We start from the raw sequence: 15,758 nt of genomic DNA, 5'->3' as shown, positions 1-15,758 counted from the left end.
TAACGCCTAACCGTTAATCATTGATCAAAATCAAAATAGAAATGAAGAAATTGACACCAAAAATGGATATTGTCATTTTTTACTTAAGTTTCGGCTAATTTTATATTTTGCATTGGTTTTTAATATATATTCACGTCAGCGAATTACATATAAAAACAATTCGTTCCAAATCTAAAAATAATAGCGCTGAGTAACGCTAAGCTTCTATTGAAGCATACCATACAAAACATATGTACCAACTAAATTACCATAGCATATCACAACCTTCATTAGGCATTTCGGATTTAGAGAATATTCTTGAAACGGCTAATGCTGTAAACTTAGAGAAAAACATTACAGGTTGTCTTATATTCCATAACAATCGCTTTGTTCAGATTTTAGAAGGAGAAAAAAAAGATGTGCTTTTTGTGTATAAAAAAATACAGGAAGATCAGCGCCATCACACTGTAACTTTATTATGGGAAAATCAAGTTGATAATAGATGTTTCCCTGAATGGAATATGGCCTACCACCAACCTAACAAAAGTAATTTAGTTGAGTTTGTAAACAACTTATTTCTGTTGACTGAGCTTTCTAATAGCTCAACCACCTCATTGCTTAGCTTTTGGTCTACCGTCCGAAAAATTGTAAATGACGACAAAATTAAATTATACGATAGCGTGTAAGGTCATTTACTAAGTGCTATAAAAAATAAGGTTAATAGTATGCAAATATTTTGATGTAAAGTTAGAGTTCGTTTTAAAAATTTAAAAAGACATTTAACTCATAATCAATATGCTAAATTTAAAAAACACTTGTAGTAATTGAGATAGCTAGTCTTGTTTTATCTTTTTATCCTCTTCACCATACAGACTTGGCAAGCTTATTTTATATCGTACAGCGATTAACCGAATGCTAATGACGACTACACCAACGATTACAAATAAAATGTGTCTGTCTTCAAAAAACTGCAATAACAAAAAGTATGTGAGTCCACCAAAAATACACGCAGTAGCATAAATTTCCTTCCTAAATATAACAGGAATTTCATTACATAAAATATCTCTTAAGACCCCTCCAAAACACGCTGTCATTGTTCCCATAGCAATGCAAATTAAAGGATGTAAACCTGCTATAAGGCCGGTTTCTATACCCACAACTGTATAAAGGGCAATCCCGATGGTATCGAATAAAAAGAGGGATTTTCTTAAATAATTAATGCGTTTCCTAAAAAGAACTGCAAACAAGGCAGAAGCCATAATAACGTAAACAAAAGTCATGTTTTTCATCCAAGACACAGGTTCTATACCAATCATAACATCCCTTAATGTGCCTCCACCAACAGCCGTTACAAAGGCAATAATTAATACTCCAAAAGGATCCATTCGCTTATTCATGGCAACTAAAGCTCCCGAAATAGCAAAGGCTACAGTTCCCAAAATATCTATAAATTGAAAAAACATAGGGTACGTCTATTTACATTAATGTCATTAGTGCGAAGGTAGGCATCTCGTTTCAACTTTAATGTAAATTTATTATAAGACTACAATTTGCATTATATAAATGATTTACATTGGCATTTATAGCATATAAGAGCGTTCCTTAATACTTTAATTTTTTGGTATATGCCTTGAAGCTCTCCTTACATGTTTTGTGTATAATAATTATAATCTTTTATAACAGTAGCCACAAAATTAACTGGTTGCTCTTGTGTCTCTATAGCCATGATTTTTATAAGACGATGGTGCAAATTGAGAATAATATTATGATGACCATTTTTCACAGCCTCATCATATAAATTCTTTACCGTTTGCATGTCCTTATCAGTTAACATAGTTACTTGACTATAAGTGGGAACATAATCTGCAGGAATATCTTTTATCAACGTATCATGTATTGTGACGCGTTGTTTTTCGCTAATCACTGTAGTGCCTGCAGCAATATCTCCAAGTCGCTGACCATTACCCTTAATTAAAATTGTAAATGCAGCCACACCACCTGAAGTTAAAACCACATCAACAATTCGTAAAATCCAACGTACAAAATAATTAGCAAAACTAGGCTTAGATCCGTCGAGTTTCACAACTCTTGTGTTCATAAGCACTTTGCCAACGGTTTTACCATTCAAAAATGTTTCAAGCAAAACATAATATAAAAATGCAGGTAATGATAAAAGCAGATAAATCGCCCAACTATCTCCCATATCTAGATTTAAAGTCGTCAAAAGGAGTATAACACCTATGGTATACAACAAAATAATAGCGCTATCAATAAAGTAGGCAAGCATTCTGTCACCAATACCAGCAACATTTTGATTAATCCCTACATTTTGGGCAGTTTCTATTTGAAATTCATCCATATTTTCTTTTCTTTGGAAGTCTAAACGGGGAAAAATAATGCGCGAAGCCGCTTTTGTAAAGCAAAATAAAGATAAATGGTTAGAATTTGAAAACATTCTTTCAAATAAAACGCAAATAGATCCCGATTTACTTTCTGACCTCTATATAGAAGTTACCGACCACTTAAGTTATGCCAAAACATTTTATGCGCATAGTAATACGGAACGTTATTTAAATCAGCTAGCGTCTAAGGCACATCAAAGCATTTATAAAACTAAAAAAGAACCAAAAAATAGAATACTATCGTTTTTTAAAACGGAGTTCCCTACCCTATTTTATCAGCATCATCGTGAACTTCTTGTGGCGTTTTTAACTTTTTCGTTATTTGTGGTGGTTGGAGCCTTTTCTGCTGCAAGTGAAGATGATTTTGTAAGATCTTTTCTTGGAGATGGCTATGTAAATATGACCATGGAAAACATAGAAAAAGGTGACCCAATGGCTGTATATAAACAACAAGGTGAATTCCACATGTTTCTAGGCATTACGCTTAATAATATTAAGGTAGCACTTTTAGCCTTTGGGTATGGCATTTTACTTGGCGTGGGCACCTTGTATATTATGATGCAAAATGGTATTATGTTAGGTAGTTTTCAATACTTTTTTTACGATCAAGGTTTACTTTGGGAGTCTGCACGTACCATCTGGATTCATGGAACAATTGAAATATCAGTGATAATAATTGCAGGTTGCGCAGGTTTGGTTATGGGCAATGGAATGCTGTTTACAGGTACATTACCACGACTCGAAGCCTTTAAACGTGGAGTCATTAATGGCTTAAAAATCTTAATGAGTACCATACCTTTTTTCATTATTGCTGGTTTTTTAGAAGGTTTTGTAACCAGACATACCGAAATGCCAGATTGGCTCGCTATTGTAATTATTTCTGGTTCTTTGGCATTAATTCTATTTTACTACGTAATTTACCCAATACAATTAAACCGAAAATTAAAACAAACAACCACTTCTAAAAATACGATAAACCTGACCCAAAACCCAACTCACAAACTATGAACAGATCTTATATAGAATTTAGAAAACAACGCGACTTTAGCAGTATTCTAAGCGACACTTTTGGCTTTATCAGAAATGAGTTTAAACCATTTATTAAAGCTATTTTTAATATCGCGGGTCCTGCAATAATCATCTTTATGCTTTCGCTAGCTGCTTACAATTATGTTGTTGGTGACCTTTTTAATTTCACTAATGTTAATGATCCTAATGTAAATACTACAAGCGTAATTCTTACAATTGTGGCAGTTATTACTTATTTTGTATCTGCTATTGCTGCGTATATTCTTACCGCTTCTACTACACTCTTCTACATTAAATCTTATGTAGATTATAAAGGTAATATCAACGAAACTGAAATAAAAAGTAATGTCTATAAATCGTTTTGGTCCTTTTTTGGCTTAAGCTTTTTAAAAGGGGTTACCCTAGTCATAGCAACGATGCTTTGTGTTCTACCTGTATTTTATGCTATGATACCAATGGCAATTGTATTTAGCATCTATGTTTTTGAACCTAAACGATCTACATCAGACGCTTTTAGCCAAAGTTTTACATTAGCAAATGCAGATTTCTGGACCGCCTTTGGTGTTTTTCTAATTTTAGGAGTCATCTATTATATTCTTAGTTTAGTATTTTCAATTCCGTCTATTATTTATGCGTTACTGAGCACTGGTGTTTTTTCTGGCGAAATAGATCCGGCTAACATTAATAGCTTTTCGGCAGATCCTGTAGTCATTGTGCTAAATGTATTTAATACCTTTTTTCAATTCTTATTAAATATAATTTTAATGGTTGCTGGTGCTGTAATTTACTTTCATTTACACGAAAAAGTAAACTTTACAGGCACGTATGATCGTATAAGTGAAATTGGAAAATCAGACGACTAAATGTTAGTATATCGGTTACTACTTCTGTGTTTCTGTTTTGGGCAATTTACTTTTGCGCAATACAATGCGCAATCGGTACATTATGATGATGCTCCGATAAGTAAACAAGAAATTACTGAAGACGATTTAGAACCCTATAAAACCGATGACAATTTTAATTACTTAGAAGTTGAACCCGAAGAAAACATTTTAGAGAAAATTTACAAATGGTTACAAAATCTTTTGCGTAAATTTTGGGAAGCGATTTTTGGTGTTGGCACTGCTTCGGGATTTTTGTTTGTAGTTTTTAAAATTCTACCCTATGTTCTTCTAGCCGTCTTACTATTCTTATTAATAAAGTTTTTCTTAAAAGTAAATTCTAACAACCTCATTTCAAAAGCAAAAGAACAAGGTTCCATTTTATTTTCTGAGGAAGAACAGATTATCAAAAATGAAGATATTCCGGCATTAATCCATAATGCTATTCAACAGCAAAATTACAGATTAGCCATTCGCTATTATTACTTATTATCTCTAAAATATTTAACAGAAACCGACCGCATTTCTTGGCAACCACAAAAAACTAATGAAGATTATATTAAAGAAATTAGCAAAGCGCATTTAAAAGCCGATTTTAAAAATATCACTAAAATTTACGATTATGTGTGGTATGGAGAGTTTACTATTGATGCGGTTAAATTTGAAGCCTTAAAGCTTCCTTTTGAACATTTAAATAACACCCTAATAAAACGTTGAGTAAAAAAGGTAAAATATACATTATACTTGTAGTCTTAACTATTATAGCTATTGTTGTTCTAGAAATGAATAAACCAAAAGCTATTAATTGGTTTCCTTCGTATGCAACGCATCATAAAATTCCTTTTGGCACTTATGTGTTTAACGACCAGTTAAAAAGGGTTGCAGATACGGTAGTTAGTGTTAATCGTCCACCCTTTGAATACTTAAAAAACCATACAATCAACGGTACGTACCTTTTTAATAATGAAAGTATTAATTTCGGAAAAGAAGAACTCAATAGTTTATTAAATTGGGTATCTAAAGGGAACACTATTATCGTTGCAGCTACAAATTTTGAAAAAAAGTTACTAGACACGCTAAACCTTAGTGTATTGTCTGTTAATACCTTTGATAATTTTAATAACGAATATCAATTCAAACTGGTAAATCCGGAATTAAACCCCTCAGAATCTTATACGTTCGATCGCGCTTCAAAATTCTTTCATTTTAATGATATTGATACCTTAGAAACATCTATTGTAGGCTTAATTGACACTTACAGAGGAAACAACCAACCAATGCAAGACAGCCTAATCAGTACCATTAAACAACCTTTTGGAGACGGTGAAATTATTCTGAGTACATTCCCTCAGGCGTTTACCAACTACTTCATATTACAATCTCCAAATCAGAATTATACAGCCGGACTACTCTCTTATATCGACGTTTCCAATCCGGTTTATATAGACAACTATTACAAAACAGGAAAGACATTTTATACGTCGCCAATGTATCTGTTTTTAAATACCACATCTTTAAAATGGGCCTATTACTTAATGTTAATAGCAGCTTTAATTTATATTATTTTTGAAGGCAAACGAAAACAACGTGCCATTCCGATTATAAATCCTTTAAAAAATCAGACTGTAGATTTTACCAGAACCATTGCCAATATGTATTATGAAAGTGGAAAACACAAGGATATTTCACAACATAAAATACAGCATTTTTTAGAGTATATTAGAAATACATTACACCTTTCTACATCAGAGCTAAACGATAATTTTATAAGGCATTTAGCAGCGAGAAGCAGTAATACAGAAGAAGACACACGCATTTTATTTAAATACATTAAAAATTTAAATGAAAAAAATGAAATCAGTTATACCGAATTAGAAAGGCTAAATACCTTAATAGAACAATTTAAATCCCATAATCAATGGAAGAAAACGAAAACCTAAACGACGACTTAAATTTTGACAATAGAATTCAATTAGAAGATTTAAAAAATGCCGTAGAAGCTATTAAGGACGAGTTACGAAAAGTCATTATTGGGCAAGATAATTTTGTAGAGTTACTTATTGTGGCATTATTAGCCGATGGACATGTTTTAATAGAAGGTGTTCCAGGGATTGCTAAAACTGTTACGGCAAAACTATTTGCAAAAGTTCTAAAAACGGAATTTAGCCGAATTCAATTTACACCAGATTTAATGCCTAGTGATGTCTTAGGTACGTCTATTTTAAATATGAAATCTTCTGAATTTGAATTCAAAAAAGGACCTATATTTTCTAACATAGTGTTGATTGATGAGATTAACAGAGCACCAGCTAAGACCCAAGCGGCTCTTTTTGAAACCATGGAAGAGCGCCAAGCTACTATTGATGGTTTCACGTACAAGTTTAATAATCCCTTTATGGTTTTAGCCACACAAAACCCTATTGAACAAGAAGGAACTTACGCCTTACCAGAAGCGCAATTAGACCGTTTTATTTTTAAAATAAAAGTAGATTATCCTTCTCTTGAAGACGAGATAAAAATTATTGCTTCGCATCACGAACGTCAAGGAGAAAAACCGCAAACACGTATTAATGCGATATTAGATACTGTAGCGCTTGAGGATTACAAAACTAAAACTCAAGCCATTTTAGTCGAAGAGAAAATTATTAAATATATTGCAGAAATCGTTTCAAAAACAAGAAATCATCCACATTTATATTTAGGTGGTTCACCTAGAGCATCCATCGCTATTTTAAATACCGCTAAGGCGTTTGCCGCTATCAATGGACGTGATTTTGTAATTCCTGAAGATGTCAAAAAATCATTAAACCCAGTATTAAATCATCGTATCATTTTAACGCCAGAACGCGAAATGGAAGGTATGACAACAGAAAATGTCATTGAAATGATTGTGCAATCGGTTGAAGTGCCGAGATAGTCTCAACTTTCAGTTCAAGTCTCAGTCTTAACACTATTGTTCTGCATGTTGTTCATCGTACGAAGAATTAGGAATTAGGAAAATATGAGAACTTGATTTCGTGTGTATAAAAAAAATGTAAATACAGTTTTAAAATAAACATGGAATAATTGGATTGTACCCTTGTGGGGACTTTAGAGGTGTTTTCAAAAATGTAAAATCTAACCCTCATCAATAGATAAAAGAGAAGATTATGAATTTTTTAAAATCATTATACATCCATAAGCAATTGTACATTTATTTGGCAATAGCTTCGGTATGCTTTCTTTTATCGTATTGGATACCTACTTTATATGCTATTGCTTGGATAATTACAATTTGCATTGCGGTTCTTTTGTTAATGGATTTACTCCTACTTTACCAACCAAAACAGGCCATAAATGCTAGGCGAATTTTACCAGATAAATTCTCTAATAGCGATAATAATCCGGTGCCAATCACAATTACAAATAAATACAGTTTTAAAACGTATATTGAAGTTATTGATGAGCTTCCGGTACAATTTCAAAAACGTGACTTTTTATACAAAATCAGTTTAAACCCTAGTGAAAACCATGACTTTGATTATATAGTAAGACCTGTAGATCGTGGCGAATATTACTTTGGTCACCTCAATATATTTGTTTCTTCTGTTTTAAAAATTATAAAACGTAAGTATCAGTTTCAAAATCAGCAAATGGTTATGGTATATCCTTCCATTATTCAAATGCAGAAATATGACTTTTTAGCCATTAGTAACTCATTAACCGAATTTGGTTTAAAAAAGATAAGACGAATTGGTAATACTTCAGAATTTGAACAAATTAAAGATTATATACAAGGAGACGATTTTAGAACTGTAAATTGGAAAGCCACCGCCAAACGTGGTCAATTGATGGTAAATCAATATCAAGATGAAAAATCGCAACCCATCTACTCTATTATTGATACTGGCAGAATAATGAAAATGCCTTTCAACGGTTTAAAACTGTTAGATTACGCTATTAATTCTACACTAGCGTTCAGTAACGTTGCCCTAAAAAAACATGATAAAGTGGGCATGATTAGCTTCTCGAAAAAAATAGAATCTTTTTTACCAGCAGTTCAAAAAATTACTTATCTCAACCTAATTTTAGAAAACCTCTATAATATAGACACCCAATTTAACGACAGCGATTTTGGTCTACTTTACGCACAATTGAAACGAAAAGTAACCCATCGCAGCTTACTCTTACTGTATACTAATTTTGAACATATCAGTGCGTTAAAACGACAGATGCCTTATTTGCAAGCCATTTCTAAAAAACATATGCTTGTAGTGGTGTTGTTTAAAAATACCGAATTAGACACCATTTTAAAAGAACATGCAGAAGATTTACAATCTATCTACCATAAAACTATTGCTGAAAAATTTGCTTACGAAAAACGCTTAATGGTTAAAGAACTTCAAAATCATGGTATTCAATCGATTTTAACAGCACCAGAACAATTAACCATTAATACCATTAATAAGTATTTAGAAATAAAGGCGAGAGGCTTGTTGTAGTTGTTGCTGAAGTTTAGATATTTTGAGTAATATCCAATTCATCCTCTTTAACTTACAATTCGGTAATTACATTTATTTATAATGAGAGGTTTGTATGATATTTGAATCATTAACAATAAACAACCGTATTATACTAACCATCAAAACACAACACACCATGAAACATGTAATTTTAACTTTAGTATTCGTCTTAACTTCAATTCTTGGATTTTCTCAAGAAGCATCAGGAGTCTCAATCACTATTACTATAGATAATGTAACAAATGATAAAGGGAAAGTTCTTACGACTTTGCATACCTCTGAAACTTTTATGAAAGGTAAAGGTATTAAGGATGCTGCGACAGAAATTAAAGACGGAAAAGTTACAATAACATTTAAAAACGTGTTACCAGGAGAATATGCTATTATGAGCTTACACGACGAAAACAATAACAAACGTATGGACTTCCAAGATAATGGTATGCCCTTAGAATCTTATGGAATCTCTAACAACGTTATGTCTTTTGGGCCACCAAATTACGAAGATGCCAAATTTAAAGTTGAAGAGACAGATTTAGAACTTAATATCCGTTTTTAATAAGCTATCTGCTTTTATATTACAAAAAAAAGACTGCTATAAAGCAGTCTTTTTTTTGTAAAAATTAAGTTATTTTAAACCGTTTCACCTAACCATGCTTTCATCATCCAAACGGTTTTTTCTTGTTCGGTAATAAAGTCACTCATCATTGAGTTGGTACCTTCATCATTTACATCACCTGCAGTCTCTAAAATAGAACGCTCCATTTTTAATAATTCTGAAAGAGAATCTACAATTAATTCAACTGCTTTTTCATCTTTAGAGATATTTTTACCTACAGGTACTTTTGCAGCCTTAGTATAATCTTCAAACGTATGCAATGGAGTTTCACCTAATGTTAAAATACGTTCAGCAATTTCATCGACTTTTAGATTAGCATCTGTGTATAGTTCTTCAAATTTTTCGTGTAGTGCAAAAAAGCCGCGCCCTTTAATATTCCAGTGGATGCCTCTTAAATTTTGATAATACAATTGAAAATTTGCCAATAATTGGTTTAAATCGTTTGCTAGTACTTTTGTTTTTTCGGTATCTAAACCTATGCTATTTAGTTTCATAATATGATTATTTTGTTTACTCAAATTTACGAAATATTTAAGCCTTCTTCAGCATAGTTTTTATGAATACTTTTAATACTTTTATAGCCTAAATTAATAGTCATGACCATAACGCAATTAAAATACGCATTAGCCATTGCAGAACATAAAAATTTTACAAAAGCTGCCGAAAATTGCTTTGTAACCCAACCGACCTTGAGTACCCAAATTCAAAAATTAGAGGATGAACTCGATGTTATTATTTTTGATAGAGGCAAAAAACCAATTGAATTAACAGAAGTTGGTCGTAAAATAGTGTATCAGGCAAGAAATATTGTTAACGAAGCCGACAGAATACAAGATATTGTAGATCAGCAAAAAGGGTTTATTGGTGGAGAATTCCGATTAGGAATTATACCTACCATAATGCCAACACTACTACCGATGTTTTTAAGGAGTTTTATTAAAAAATATCCTAAAGTAAAACTAAAAATAGAAGAACTTACTACCGAAGAAATTTTAACCAGACTTAGTGATGGCCACTTAGATGCCGCAATTGCAGCCACACCTTTAGAAAGTGATAATGTTAAAGAGCGTGTGTTGTACTACGAACCTTTTGTAGCTTATATTCCGCAAAATCACAGATTGAAGGATAAAAAAGTCATTGAAGTTTCCGATTTAAGCATTGATGACATGCTACTCTTAGAAGATGGGCATTGTTTTAGAGATGGAGTTATTAATCTCTGTAAAACATTTAAAGATCAGATAGATGACAATTTTCAACTTGAAAGTGGAAGCATCGAAACCTTAATTAAATTATCTAATGAAGGCATGGGTATGACGCTACTGCCGTATTTACATACCTTAGATATTAAAGAAAGATTAGACCCTAACCTTAGACATTTTAAAGAGCCGTCACCAGCGAGAGAAGTCAGTATTATTTACCATAAAAGTGAATTAAAAATGCAAATTATAGATGCTATGCATCAGGTTATATCTGGGATTATTAGAGGCGCTATTGCTTTTCAGAATGTAGAAATTATTAGTCCTAAGGCTAATAAATAACCGTGTAACTTTTTGAAGTTATTAAAAAAGCAAGCGTCCTGATTTTCATCAGGACGCTTATTTTATATTATGCCTTTAGGTAAATTAAGCATTGGTTTAAGTCTGGGTTTTGATTGATTAGGGACTGAATAAATATTCTTAATTCTTCGAGTTCGTGAGGCAGTAAACGTCGTACTGCTTTTTGCACTTCTTTACAGAATAAGGTCGCATCAAAACTCACTTTGCTGAGTACAGTTTTAGTGTACTCGTACATTGCTCGCGCCATAGTTTTTTTTAAGTTTTTAGGTTAACAAAAAGTAATTTTTTATCTATACGCTATTGTTTCAATTCAGTTTTAAAGATAGTAAATTTTAATAATGAAAATCAATTTCAATGAAAGTTTAACAGCTTGTTATGTTAAAAGTTTGAACTTTCACGATTAACATTAGATATCTCATCAGATAAGCCTTACGACGTAAACCATTACAAAACAAACAGTTACAAACTCAATGATTTAAAACCGATTATCTCCATCTAGTAAATCACCCAAACCTCCTAGTATACTGCCTTCACCTTTAGATTTTCCTCCACTCGGTACCGATGCTAAAACTCTACCAGCCAATCTACTAAAAGGTAAGGATTGTATGTATACTTTTCCTGGTCCTCTAAGTTTTGCAAAAAATAAACCCTCTCCGCCAAATATAGAATTCTTAATGCCACCAACAAATTCAATATCATAATCTACACCTTGTGTAAACCCAATAATACATCCTGTATCCACACGTAAGGTTTCTCCGGCAGCCAAAGTTTTAACTGCTGTAGTACCACCTGCGTGAACAAATGCCATACCATCACCTTCTAATTTTTGCATTATAAAACCTTCACCACCAAAAAGACCACGCCCTAATTTTTTAGAAAATTCAATTCCTACACTTACACCTTTGGCAGCACACAAAAAGGCATCTTTCTGACAGATAAACTTTCCACCGTACTCAAGTAAGTCAATTGCTATTATTTTTCCCGGATAAGGAGATGCAAAAGAAACATTACGTTTTCCTGTAAGATCATTATAAAAAGCAGTCATAAATAAACTTTCGCCAGTAAGAATACGTTTTCCGGCACCGAGAATTTTACCTAAAAAACCGGTATCTTTTTGCGAACCATCACCAAATATGGTATCCATTTTAATACCATCGTCCATCATCATAAAACTGCCTGATTCTGCAATTACAGCTTCTTGCGGATCTAATTCAATTTCTACATACTGCATTTCCTCTCCGTAAATTCGATAATCGATCTCGTGTGCATTTCTGTCGCTGTAGTCTGGTAATTTTTCCATAATTTTAAATTTATATTGATTTGATTGATTCATTTATTGGTTGCATAAGTGTACTTATTGTTACAAACAATTAATAGAAAATAACTACTCACTACCGTAACACCTTATGATTTTACCTTTAAGGTCCATTCAAAATTAAAATTAGACACTTCCACTCCATCACTATTTACTCCTGTAGAATTTAACCATACCGTTTGTCCTTCGCCTGTATCAATCGCTTTTGTAATGGCTTCGTCTATCTTCTGGCCTTCGTGACACTTAAAGGTAATTCTTCCGGTAGCTTTCTTAGTAAATGTCGCATTATTACTAGCCACTAACATAGATATTTTTTTTCCACTATTTCTAATCTTTAACATCACTAAGGCTCCCGTGGTTAATTCTGCTGCCATACCTTGTACAGCCCAAAACATGGATTTAAAAGGATTTTGATTTGCCCAACGATGCTTTACGGTAACCAAACAAAAGTTGTCATTTAATTCTTTGGTTCTCACACCTGTAAAATAGGCTGCAGGAAGCTTAAACATTAGATATTTATTGAGTTTAGACGGAGTAATATTCATAAATAGAGATGATATTTTCCACTAAAATAATCCAAAATATTCAACTTCACTAATGTTAAAGAAATGTTAATTTTAAGTACTATGCGTAACATAATACCTTTTTAAAGACATATATTTGTATAAGAAACTATTATACAAAATTTAAAATGATAGATAATCACCACAAAAATTTAGCGACATTTATTCATTTGTCCACCTTTTCTAGATTTGTAGTTCCTTTCGGAAATTTTATAGGCCCTATAGTATTATGGGCCGCCAATAAAAACAAATCGGAATTTATAGATCAGCATGGAAAACAAGCCATTAATTTTCAGATTAGCATTTTGCTATATGCTATTATTATAGGGACCTTAAGCGTGCCATTTTTTATCTTTAAGCTATTTAGAGGTATGGATATAATAGACTTTCACGGTTTTAATAATTTTCATATTAATATCGGCGAGCCCTCACCGCTTCTGTATATCGGTGGAGGTTTAGGGGTCTTAGCCGTTATCGCTTTTATTATAGAACTAGCGCTTATTGTTAAAGCAAGTTTATCGGCTAGAGATGGTAACAGCTATAATTATCCATTGACCATTCGCTTTTTAAAGTAAATTACCACAATCATCAATAATCAAATCAATCAAAAAATGAACAGTTTAATCGAATTTAAGAATTATATCCTATGAAGATAGAAAACACAAAAGCACAAATGCGTAAAGGTGTCTTGGAATATTGCATACTATCCATCCTAAAAGATGAAGATGCATATGTTGCAGAAATACTTGGCACTCTAAAAGACGCAAAAATGCTTGTTGTAGAAGGCACCATATACCCACTATTAACAAGATTAAAAAACGCAGGATTACTCAACTACCGTTGGGAAGAATCAACTTCGGGTCCACCAAGAAAATATTATGGACTCACCGAAACTGGGAAATTATTTCTCAATGAATTAAACTCCACTTGGAGCGATTTACAAAACGCCGTTAACCTAGTAACCAATACAAAAACACCACAGAAATGAATAAAACAGTCAATATAAATTTAGCCGGTATATTCTTCCATATAGACGAAGATGCATACCTCAAATTATCACGCTATCTTGAGGCTATAAAACGTTCATTTACAGATTCTCAAGGTCGTTCTGAAATCATTGCAGATATTGAAGCTAGAATTGCTGAATTGTTTGCAGAACGCATTCAAAATGAAAAACAAGTTGTTGGTATTAAACTCGTTGACGAAGTCATCACCATTATGGGACAACCTGAAGACTATTTAGTCGATGACGAAATTTTTGAAGATGAACCACAACAACAGCACAAACAGAAAACTGGTGCAACCAGACGTTTGTTCAGAGATACAGACAACTCTTATGTTGGAGGTGTGTCGGCAGGTTTAGGGCACTATTTTGGTTTAGATGCTTTGTGGGTTCGTCTACTTTGGGTGCTTTTAATTTTTGGATTCGGAACTGGAATTTTACTATACATTTTGCTTTGGGCATTAATTCCGGAAGCTAAAACAACTGCAGAAAAATTAACCATGACAGGTGACGCTGTAAATATCAGTAACATCGAAAAAAAAATTAAAGACAGCATTGATACCGTATCCGAAAACTTTAAAAACGTAGATTTAAAAAAACACGGAGATAAAATAAAAGAAGGCTTTGACCATGTTTCAGATAATATATCCGAAACTGTGAAAAATGTCGATTTTCAAAAACAGGGTAGTAAACTCAAATCGAGTTCTCAATCTTTTTTTGAAACCATTGGTTCTATCATTATGTTTTTCTTAAAAGTGGTAGCGAAATTTATCGGTATTATCTTAATTATCGTCGGTATTAGCGTTTTAATTGGATTAATTATTGCGTTTTTCACAGTTGGAATTACAGACGCTTTACATTTTCCTGGTATGGATTTTATAGATGCTTCTAATGCTGCAAACATTCCGATTTGGTTAATGTCTTTATTACTATTTTTTGTAGTCGGTATACCCTTCTTTTTTGTCTTTTATTTAGGCTTAAAGATTTTAGTCAATAACTTAAAATCTATAGGTAATGTGGCTAAGTTTACCTTATTAGGCCTTTGGATAATGGCTATAATTGGCCTCATTATTATGGGAGTAAAGCAAGCTACTGAGTATGCATATGATGCTACTATTGTACAAGAAGAAAAACAACTAAATATTTCTGCCATGGACACATTGAACTTAAGTATGATGAGCCATGATATTTATAACGAAAATTTTTCTAGAAATTATGAGCATTATAAAATTAACCCAATAGACAATGGACAGAACATTATTTCTAGTTCAGATATTAGAATTGTGATTAAACAGAGTTCAGATTCTTTGGCTAGTATTAAAATTCACTCGTATGCAAGCGGAAGTAACTACGATTTGGCCCGAGAACGAGCTCAAAATATCCATTACAATTATGCTTTTAATACAAATAAACTGAAATTAGATGCCTACTTTACTACTGAAGGATTTAATAAATTTAGCGATCAGCATATAGAAATTTACCTTTATTTACCGGTAGGAACAGTGATCCATACCGATAATTATGTTTCGCGTTATAGAAAATTTTATAATTCACCACATAATTTGTTACAACGAGATATGGAAAATCATTATTACAAAATAATTTCAAATGATACCGAATGTTTAGATTGTTTAGAAGCAATTGAAGATGAAGAAATTGAAAAGGACGTAGATCTTGATGACGTTATAGAAGCAGCCGCTAAAAAAATCATTCTAGAAGACGAAGAAAGCTCAGATACCTCGGCCTCTGGCGTAAATATTAATATTAGTGACGATGATGGTGTTAATATTGAAGTTATTGACAATTGATACTTAAAATTCTACAACTCATCCTTTTAAATTAAATCATCAAATTTCAATCGTATAAATTTACATCATCAATAACATTTCATCAATCAAAAAACCAACAGAAA

18 protein-coding genes are annotated in these 15,758 nt (G+C 32.5%); 12 read left to right on the top strand and 6 right to left on the bottom strand.

Going from position 1 to position 15,758, the window contains the following annotated elements; all coding sequences use genetic code 11:
• Positions 1-230: 230 nt before the first annotated feature.
• Positions 231-665, top strand: a complete 435-nt coding sequence (locus C8N41_RS10715; RefSeq protein ID WP_092447152.1) for a BLUF domain-containing protein — start codon at positions 231-233, stop codon at positions 663-665.
• Positions 666-812: 147 nt separating this feature from the next.
• Here C8N41_RS10715 and C8N41_RS10710 read toward each other — a convergent pair whose 3' ends face one another.
• On the bottom strand, positions 813-1,442 hold the full coding sequence (locus C8N41_RS10710; RefSeq protein ID WP_115839251.1) for a trimeric intracellular cation channel family protein: 630 nt from the start codon (positions 1,440-1,442) through the stop codon (positions 813-815).
• A gap of 179 nt (positions 1,443-1,621) precedes the next feature.
• Positions 1,622-2,338, bottom strand: a complete 717-nt coding sequence (locus C8N41_RS10705) for an RDD family protein (protein ID WP_115839250.1) — start codon at positions 2,336-2,338, stop codon at positions 1,622-1,624.
• Between the two features lie 37 nt (positions 2,339-2,375).
• Here C8N41_RS10705 and C8N41_RS10700 point away from each other — a divergent pair, with 37 nt between their 5' ends.
• The 7 genes from C8N41_RS10700 (at position 2,376) to C8N41_RS10670 (ending at position 9,349) form a co-directional block, all read left to right on the top strand.
• A complete protein-coding gene (locus tag C8N41_RS10700; protein ID WP_092447149.1) occupies positions 2,376-3,389 on the top strand; it encodes a stage II sporulation protein M in 1,014 nt (337 codons plus the stop codon).
• Positions 3,386-4,273, top strand: coding sequence for a hypothetical protein (locus tag C8N41_RS10695; protein ID WP_115839249.1), 888 nt, complete (start codon positions 3,386-3,388; stop codon positions 4,271-4,273). The genes C8N41_RS10700 and C8N41_RS10695 overlap by 4 nt, the downstream gene beginning before the upstream one ends.
• The gene (locus tag C8N41_RS10690) at positions 4,274-5,008 is read left to right on the top strand and encodes a DUF4129 domain-containing protein (RefSeq protein WP_115839248.1); all 735 of its coding nucleotides are present in this window, start codon (positions 4,274-4,276) and stop codon (positions 5,006-5,008) included. It begins immediately after the preceding gene.
• Positions 5,005-6,231, top strand: coding sequence for a DUF4350 domain-containing protein (locus C8N41_RS10685; RefSeq protein WP_115839247.1), 1,227 nt, complete (start codon positions 5,005-5,007; stop codon positions 6,229-6,231). The genes C8N41_RS10690 and C8N41_RS10685 overlap by 4 nt, the downstream gene beginning before the upstream one ends.
• Positions 6,210-7,208: an AAA family ATPase gene (locus C8N41_RS10680; RefSeq protein WP_115839246.1), complete on the top strand. Its 999-nt coding sequence runs from the start codon at positions 6,210-6,212 to the stop codon at positions 7,206-7,208. Before C8N41_RS10685 ends, C8N41_RS10680 begins: the two co-directional genes overlap by 22 nt.
• A 232-nt stretch (positions 7,209-7,440) precedes the next feature.
• Positions 7,441-8,772, top strand: coding sequence for a DUF58 domain-containing protein (locus C8N41_RS10675; RefSeq protein WP_115839245.1), 1,332 nt, complete (start codon positions 7,441-7,443; stop codon positions 8,770-8,772).
• A gap of 157 nt (positions 8,773-8,929) precedes the next feature.
• On the top strand, positions 8,930-9,349 hold the full coding sequence (locus tag C8N41_RS10670) for a DUF2141 domain-containing protein (protein WP_092447818.1): 420 nt from the start codon (positions 8,930-8,932) through the stop codon (positions 9,347-9,349).
• A 74-nt stretch (positions 9,350-9,423) separates the two neighbouring features.
• Here the strand turns inward: C8N41_RS10670 and C8N41_RS10665 are convergent, their stop codons facing one another.
• The gene (locus C8N41_RS10665) at positions 9,424-9,903 is read right to left on the bottom strand and encodes a Dps family protein (RefSeq protein ID WP_092447143.1); all 480 of its coding nucleotides are present in this window, start codon (positions 9,901-9,903) and stop codon (positions 9,424-9,426) included.
• A gap of 102 nt (positions 9,904-10,005) precedes the next feature.
• On the opposite strand from C8N41_RS10665, the gene C8N41_RS10660 reads away from it, so the two are divergent.
• Positions 10,006-10,947 carry a LysR substrate-binding domain-containing protein gene (locus C8N41_RS10660; protein WP_115839244.1) on the top strand — a complete coding sequence of 314 codons (942 nt, stop codon included), beginning with the start codon at positions 10,006-10,008 and terminating at the stop codon, positions 10,945-10,947.
• A 67-nt stretch (positions 10,948-11,014) separates the two neighbouring features.
• Here the strand turns inward: C8N41_RS10660 and C8N41_RS10655 are convergent, their stop codons facing one another.
• From C8N41_RS10655 to C8N41_RS10645, 3 genes are all read right to left on the bottom strand, one after another.
• A complete protein-coding gene (locus tag C8N41_RS10655; protein ID WP_020896136.1) occupies positions 11,015-11,212 on the bottom strand; it encodes a hypothetical protein in 198 nt (65 codons plus the stop codon).
• Between the two features lie 228 nt (positions 11,213-11,440).
• Entirely contained in the window at positions 11,441-12,265 is an 825-nt protein-coding gene (locus C8N41_RS10650) for a TIGR00266 family protein (RefSeq protein WP_115839537.1), read from the bottom strand.
• Between the two features lie 104 nt (positions 12,266-12,369).
• Positions 12,370-12,825 (bottom strand): DUF4442 domain-containing protein, encoded by a 456-nt coding sequence (locus tag C8N41_RS10645; RefSeq protein ID WP_092447141.1) that lies wholly within the window; start codon positions 12,823-12,825, stop codon positions 12,370-12,372.
• A 146-nt stretch (positions 12,826-12,971) separates the two neighbouring features.
• On the opposite strand from C8N41_RS10645, the gene C8N41_RS10640 reads away from it, so the two are divergent.
• The 3 genes from C8N41_RS10640 to C8N41_RS10630 all read left to right on the top strand — a co-directional run bounded on the left by C8N41_RS10640 (position 12,972) and on the right by C8N41_RS10630 (position 15,654).
• Positions 12,972-13,418 (top strand): DUF4870 domain-containing protein, encoded by a 447-nt coding sequence (locus tag C8N41_RS10640; RefSeq protein ID WP_115839243.1) that lies wholly within the window; start codon positions 12,972-12,974, stop codon positions 13,416-13,418.
• A gap of 71 nt (positions 13,419-13,489) precedes the next feature.
• Positions 13,490-13,831, top strand: coding sequence for a PadR family transcriptional regulator (locus C8N41_RS10635; RefSeq protein ID WP_092447139.1), 342 nt, complete (start codon positions 13,490-13,492; stop codon positions 13,829-13,831).
• Complete coding sequence (locus C8N41_RS10630) at positions 13,828-15,654, top strand: PspC domain-containing protein (RefSeq protein ID WP_115839242.1); 1,827 nt, start codon at positions 13,828-13,830, stop codon at positions 15,652-15,654. The genes C8N41_RS10635 and C8N41_RS10630 overlap by 4 nt, the downstream gene beginning before the upstream one ends.
• Positions 15,655-15,758: the final 104 nt, after the last annotated feature.

The organism is Winogradskyella sediminis, from assembly GCF_003387355.1.
Taxonomy (GTDB): domain Bacteria; phylum Bacteroidota; class Bacteroidia; order Flavobacteriales; family Flavobacteriaceae; genus Winogradskyella; species Winogradskyella sediminis.
Note: the sequence above shows the minus strand (reverse complement) of the source record. Positions and strands in the feature narration are given on the sequence as shown.

Coding starts and splice junctions, on each gene's coding strand:
- C8N41_RS10640 (WP_115839243.1), top strand. CDS start 12,972: ATGATAGATAATCACCACAAAAATTTAGCGACATTTATTCATTTGTCC.
- C8N41_RS10705 (WP_115839250.1), bottom strand. CDS start 2,338: ATGGATGAATTTCAAATAGAAACTGCCCAAAATGTAGGGATTAATCAA.
- C8N41_RS10675 (WP_115839245.1), top strand. CDS start 7,441: ATGAATTTTTTAAAATCATTATACATCCATAAGCAATTGTACATTTAT.
- C8N41_RS10715 (WP_092447152.1), top strand. CDS start 231: ATGTACCAACTAAATTACCATAGCATATCACAACCTTCATTAGGCATT.
- C8N41_RS10710 (WP_115839251.1), bottom strand. CDS start 1,442: ATGTTTTTTCAATTTATAGATATTTTGGGAACTGTAGCCTTTGCTATT.
- C8N41_RS10660 (WP_115839244.1), top strand. CDS start 10,006: ATGACCATAACGCAATTAAAATACGCATTAGCCATTGCAGAACATAAA.
- C8N41_RS10630 (WP_115839242.1), top strand. CDS start 13,828: ATGAATAAAACAGTCAATATAAATTTAGCCGGTATATTCTTCCATATA.
- C8N41_RS10645 (WP_092447141.1), bottom strand. CDS start 12,825: ATGAATATTACTCCGTCTAAACTCAATAAATATCTAATGTTTAAGCTT.
- C8N41_RS10670 (WP_092447818.1), top strand. CDS start 8,930: ATGAAACATGTAATTTTAACTTTAGTATTCGTCTTAACTTCAATTCTT.
- C8N41_RS10695 (WP_115839249.1), top strand. CDS start 3,386: ATGAACAGATCTTATATAGAATTTAGAAAACAACGCGACTTTAGCAGT.
- C8N41_RS10680 (WP_115839246.1), top strand. CDS start 6,210: ATGGAAGAAAACGAAAACCTAAACGACGACTTAAATTTTGACAATAGA.
- C8N41_RS10690 (WP_115839248.1), top strand. CDS start 4,274: ATGTTAGTATATCGGTTACTACTTCTGTGTTTCTGTTTTGGGCAATTT.
- C8N41_RS10665 (WP_092447143.1), bottom strand. CDS start 9,903: ATGAAACTAAATAGCATAGGTTTAGATACCGAAAAAACAAAAGTACTA.
- C8N41_RS10635 (WP_092447139.1), top strand. CDS start 13,490: ATGAAGATAGAAAACACAAAAGCACAAATGCGTAAAGGTGTCTTGGAA.
- C8N41_RS10655 (WP_020896136.1), bottom strand. CDS start 11,212: ATGGCGCGAGCAATGTACGAGTACACTAAAACTGTACTCAGCAAAGTG.
- C8N41_RS10650 (WP_115839537.1), bottom strand. CDS start 12,265: ATGGAAAAATTACCAGACTACAGCGACAGAAATGCACACGAGATCGAT.
- C8N41_RS10700 (WP_092447149.1), top strand. CDS start 2,376: ATGCGCGAAGCCGCTTTTGTAAAGCAAAATAAAGATAAATGGTTAGAA.